This is a genomic window from Intestinibacter sp., assembly GCF_022780145.1.
Lineage (GTDB): Bacteria > Bacillota > Clostridia > Peptostreptococcales > Peptostreptococcaceae > Intestinibacter.
On the sequence record NZ_JALEXO010000011.1, the window covers coordinates 1 to 4,609 of the forward strand.

Below are 4,609 nucleotides of genomic sequence, written 5' to 3' on the forward strand. Positions count from 1 at the left end.
ATATGTAAAACCAGATGAGCTTTCTGATTTTTTCAAAACTTAAATATAGAATTTAAACAACAATTAGTTTGTGAAAATATACAAATTGATTGTTGTTTTTTTGTCTAAAATATGGAAAGAAATTGCTTATATTGTGATAAAAATCACATAAATAAATTTTACTAGATGATATTATTTAATCATAGAAGATATAAGCAAAAATAAAGGAAGGGTGATGATAATGAAGTTAAAGCTTAACTATGAATCTTTTGATAAGGGATTAAAAAAATTAAGTGAGGAGTATAAAATTTTTGCACCAGTAGTTTTAGATTACAAGGGTACGTATTCAGACACTCCTAGTATTAGATACAAAGAAGTAAAAACTTTTGAAGAAATGTAGTGGACTCTTAAATCTCATTTTTCTCCAAAATAAGTTATGTTGCCAATTAATGAAATATTACTTTATTTTACACAAGATAAGTACAGTGAAGCAAATGAAAGAAAAGATAAAATTTTAATTTTCATGAGAGCTTGTGATATAAATGCAGTAAAAAGAGTTGATGAAATATATCTTAGAAATGGCGAAGAAGATTATTACTATAAAAGAAACAGAGATAAAATTAAATTTATCCTGGTAGGATGTAAAGAAAGCTTTAGAAACTGCTTCTGTGTAAGTATGAACTCTAATAAAACAGAAGATTACGCTATGGCATTAAACATAAGAGAAGACGAATTATACATAGATATAAAAGATGATACATTAAATGTATTTGAAGGTGAAAATACAGATTTTGAAGTAGATTACGTAAAAGAAAATTTCGTAAAAGTAGAAATTCCAGATAATATAGATCCAGTAAAAATAAGCCAAGATCCTATGTGGGAGGAATACAATGCACGCTGCATATCATGTGGTAGATGTAATTTTGTCTGTCCAACTTGCACATGCTTTACAATGCAAGATATTTTCTATAAAGAAAATGAAAACGTTGGAGAAAGAAGAAGAGTATGGGCATCATGTCAAGTAGATGGATTTACTGATATAGCAGGAGGACATTCATTTAGACAATCTAAAGGTGATAGACTTAGATTTAAAGCTATGCACAAGATTTACGACTTCAAAAAACGCTTTGGATATCATATGTGCGTAGGCTGTGGTAGATGTGATGATAACTGCCCACAATATATTTCTTTCTCTACGACTATCGATAAAGTAAACGAGTTATGCAAGGAGGACAAATAGTATGAACAAATATATACCAAAAGTTGCGAAGATAATAGATTTGATAAAGCACACACCTCAAGAATGGACATTTAGAGTTGAGTGCGATACTAAAGATGTACTTCCAGGTAAATTTTATGAAATATCTATGCCAAAATACGGCGAAAGTCCGATATCAGTCAGCGGATACGGAGATAATTACGTAGATTTTACTATAAGAAATGTAGGAAAAGTAACTAGCGAGATATTTAAATACGATATAGGCGATAATCTTTTGATAAGAGGACCTTATGGAAATGGATTTGAAATCGAAAATTATATAGGTAGAGAGCTTGTTGTAGTAGCTGGAGGTAGTGCATTAGCTCCAGTTAGAGGCATAGTAGAATTTGTATATAACAATCAAGATAAATTTAAGAGCTTTAAATTAATAGTAGGATTTAAAACAATAGACGACGCTTTATTTAAAGAAGATCTAAAAAGATGGAGCGAAAAACTAGATGTAACAGTGACAGTAGATACAGCAACTGAAGGATACGATGGACCTGTTGGACTTGTCACAAAATACATACCTGATTTAAAAATAGATGATATAGATAATTTCTCATGTGCAGTAGTAGGACCTCCTATGATGATGAAATTTACAGTTGGTGAATTTTTAAAGAGAAACGTAGCAGAGGAAAATATCTGGGTTTCTTATGAAAGAAAGATGTGCTGTGGATTAGGTAAATGTGGACACTGCAAGATGGATGAATCTTATATATGCTTAGATGGACCAGTTTACGACTATTCAAAGGCAAAAACACTTATAGATTAGGAGGCAAAACTATGATTAGAGATATAAATACTAAAAAAGTAATGAAAAACGCTTATAGAATTACTAAAAATAGATACGGGACATCGCTTAGAGTCAGAGTTCCAGGTGGAGCAATAGACCCAGAATCTTTAAAAATTGTCGCTGAAATCTCAAATAAATTTGGTAACGGCGAAATCCACATGACAACTCGTCAAGGATTTGAAATATTAGGTCTTAGATACGAGGATATGGATGAAATCAACAAAATGATACAACCAGTAATAGACAAGCTTGAAATAAATCAAGTAGAACCAAATACTGGATATCCAGCAGCGGGAACTCGTAATGTATGCGCATGCGTAGGAAACAAAGCCTGTCCAAAAGCAGCGTACAATACTACTGAGTTTGCTAAAAAAATAGAAAAGGCGATATTCCCAAATGATATACACGTCAAGGTAGCGCTTACAGGATGTCCAAACGACTGTATAAAGGCTAGAAGCCATGACTACGGAATAATAGGTATGCACAAGCCTGTATACGAAATGGATAGATGTGTAAACTGTCAAGCCTGCGTTAAAAAATGCAAGAGATTATCTACAGGAGCACTATCAGTTGAAAACAATAAAATAGTCAGAGATCCTGAAAAATGTATAGGCTGTGGAGAATGTGTACTAAACTGCCCAACAGGAGCATGGACTAGAGATGAAAAGAAATACTACAGACTAGCTATAATGGGTAGAACAGGTAAGAAAAACCCTAGACTTGCAGAGGACTGGATACTTTGGGCAGATGAAGAAAGCATAATAAAAATAATAGTCAATACTTATAAATTTGCTAAAGAATACATGGCAAAAGACGCACCAGGAGGCAAGGAGCATATAGGATATATAGTAGATAGAACTGGATTTATGGAATACAAAAAATACGTTTTAGAAGGCGTGACTTTAAACCCAGAAGCTATAGTTAAAAATAATGTTTATTGGAGTGGAATACACTATTAAGCTAAACAAATTTTTTCCCTATTAATAAGATAAAATACTTCCCTATTGTAAAAAATGCTTTTACATAGGGGAGTATTTTTGTTAGTTATTTACAAGTTTGTAAAATCTTAAAATAATATTAAGAAAAAGATACAAAATTGAAAGATTTGATAAGATGAAAAATAGATTTAACTGTGATAAACTATAATAGTATGAAAACAAACTTGGAGGGATTAAAAAATGAAAAATGATAAAGTAAAGTCTAAAAAAAGAAAATACGACACCTTTAGTATTACTATGGAGCTAGAGAAACCTTTACTTTACAACGAAGAAGAAAAAGAAATTTCTAAAGCTAAAAAAAATAAACAGAAAAAAAAGCTTAGAAAGATAAAAATAATAAAAGCTATCTTAATTTTATTATTACTTTCAGTAATAGTTTTTTTCATTTGGCTGAGTAGCTATTATGCTCCAACGAAAGAAGCGGAATTATATTTGAAAAGCGACAGTAATGTAGAAGTTAGCATAGATAAAAATTTAATATCTTTTACACCTAAAAATACTACTCCAACAAAGGGATTTATATTATATCCAGCTGCTAAGGTGGATGCTAGGGCATATGCTAAAATTTGCAAGATGATATCGTCATATGGATATCAAGTAGTAGCTGTAGATATGCCATTTAACTTTGCTCCATTTGGCAAAAACAAGGCGAGTGAAGTTATACAAAAATACAGCGATATAGAAAATTGGGTGATAGGTGGAGATTCTCTAGGAGGTCTAACAGCTACAAGATATGTAAATTCAAATTTAGAAAAAATAGATGGAGTTGTCTTGATATCTTCATACCCAGCAGATTCGTATTTAAAAGAAATCGGAATGGATGTTTTATCGATTTGGGGAAGTAAAGACGGAGTTATTGATTTTCAGTCTTTAATCGATGCAAAGGAAAAGCTGCCATCAGATACGACTTACCTTGAAATAGAGGGCGCAAACCACTCTCAATTTGGAGATTACGGAACTTATAAAAAAGACGAGGCTGCCCTTATAAGTGAGGAAGAACAACAAAAGAAAGCTGTTCAAAGTATAGTTAGCTTTATTCAAGAAACAGAATAAAGTTTGGATATAATAGTTGGATGAATTAATTTTATTATGGTTTTATAGAGATATAGGTAAAGATAGATTAGCCTATATCTCTATTTTAGTATGTAACTATTTATAAAATTTTATTTGTATATTAGTTTTGAATTAAAAGAATATGATAAAATTAAATTGAGTTAATATTAAATAATAGTAATTTTAAAAATTGCATTATAATTTGTAGATTGAATAAAGTTTTTGATATAGAATTGGGGGAAAATAAATTGAGTTTTTTATATTTAAGTAAAAATATAATAAAAAAAATGAAAAGATCAAAAGATATTTTGTTATTAATCGAGGAATTTATAATTCAATTTAAAGGTAAAGTGTTAAATCAAATTGATAATGTAGAATATATAAATGATAAAATTTATACTTCTAAATTAATATTTAATAAACAAATTATCTTTGATATTAGTATAGACAACGATTTAATAATATGGGAAATCTATAAAAATAAATTTAATTTTACAACAGGAGAAAAAGAAGAGTATTATCAGC

4 protein-coding genes and 1 pseudogene are annotated in these 4,609 nt (G+C 30.1%); all 5 read left to right on the forward strand.

Annotated elements, in window-relative coordinates; genetic code table 11:
• Positions 1–220 precede the first annotated feature (220 nt).
• Positions 221–1,219: pseudogene (asrA, locus tag MR593_RS00425) on the forward strand (anaerobic sulfite reductase subunit AsrA).
• A 1-nt stretch (position 1,220) separates the two neighbouring features.
• Positions 1,221–2,012: an anaerobic sulfite reductase subunit AsrB gene (gene asrB / locus MR593_RS00430; RefSeq protein ID WP_290685686.1), complete on the forward strand. Its 792-nt coding sequence runs from the start codon at positions 1,221–1,223 to the stop codon at positions 2,010–2,012.
• An 11-nt stretch (positions 2,013–2,023) separates the two neighbouring features.
• On the forward strand, positions 2,024–2,992 hold the full coding sequence (gene asrC / locus MR593_RS00435; protein WP_290685688.1) for a sulfite reductase subunit C: 969 nt from the start codon (positions 2,024–2,026) through the stop codon (positions 2,990–2,992).
• A gap of 219 nt (positions 2,993–3,211) precedes the next feature.
• On the forward strand, positions 3,212–4,084 hold the full coding sequence (locus MR593_RS00440; protein ID WP_290685691.1) for an alpha/beta hydrolase: 873 nt from the start codon (positions 3,212–3,214) through the stop codon (positions 4,082–4,084).
• Positions 4,085–4,332: 248 nt separating this feature from the next.
• The coding region (locus MR593_RS00445; protein ID WP_290685693.1) for a hypothetical protein at positions 4,333–4,609 on the forward strand (277 nt) is incomplete at its 3' end.

What these genes read in the sequence shown, in the direction of transcription:
- asrB (WP_290685686.1), top strand. Translation starts at nt 1,221, where the DNA reads ATGAACAAATATATACCAAAAGTTGCGAAGATAATAGATTTGATAAAG.
- asrC (WP_290685688.1), top strand. Translation starts at nt 2,024, where the DNA reads ATGATTAGAGATATAAATACTAAAAAAGTAATGAAAAACGCTTATAGA.
- MR593_RS00440 (WP_290685691.1), top strand. Translation starts at nt 3,212, where the DNA reads ATGAAAAATGATAAAGTAAAGTCTAAAAAAAGAAAATACGACACCTTT.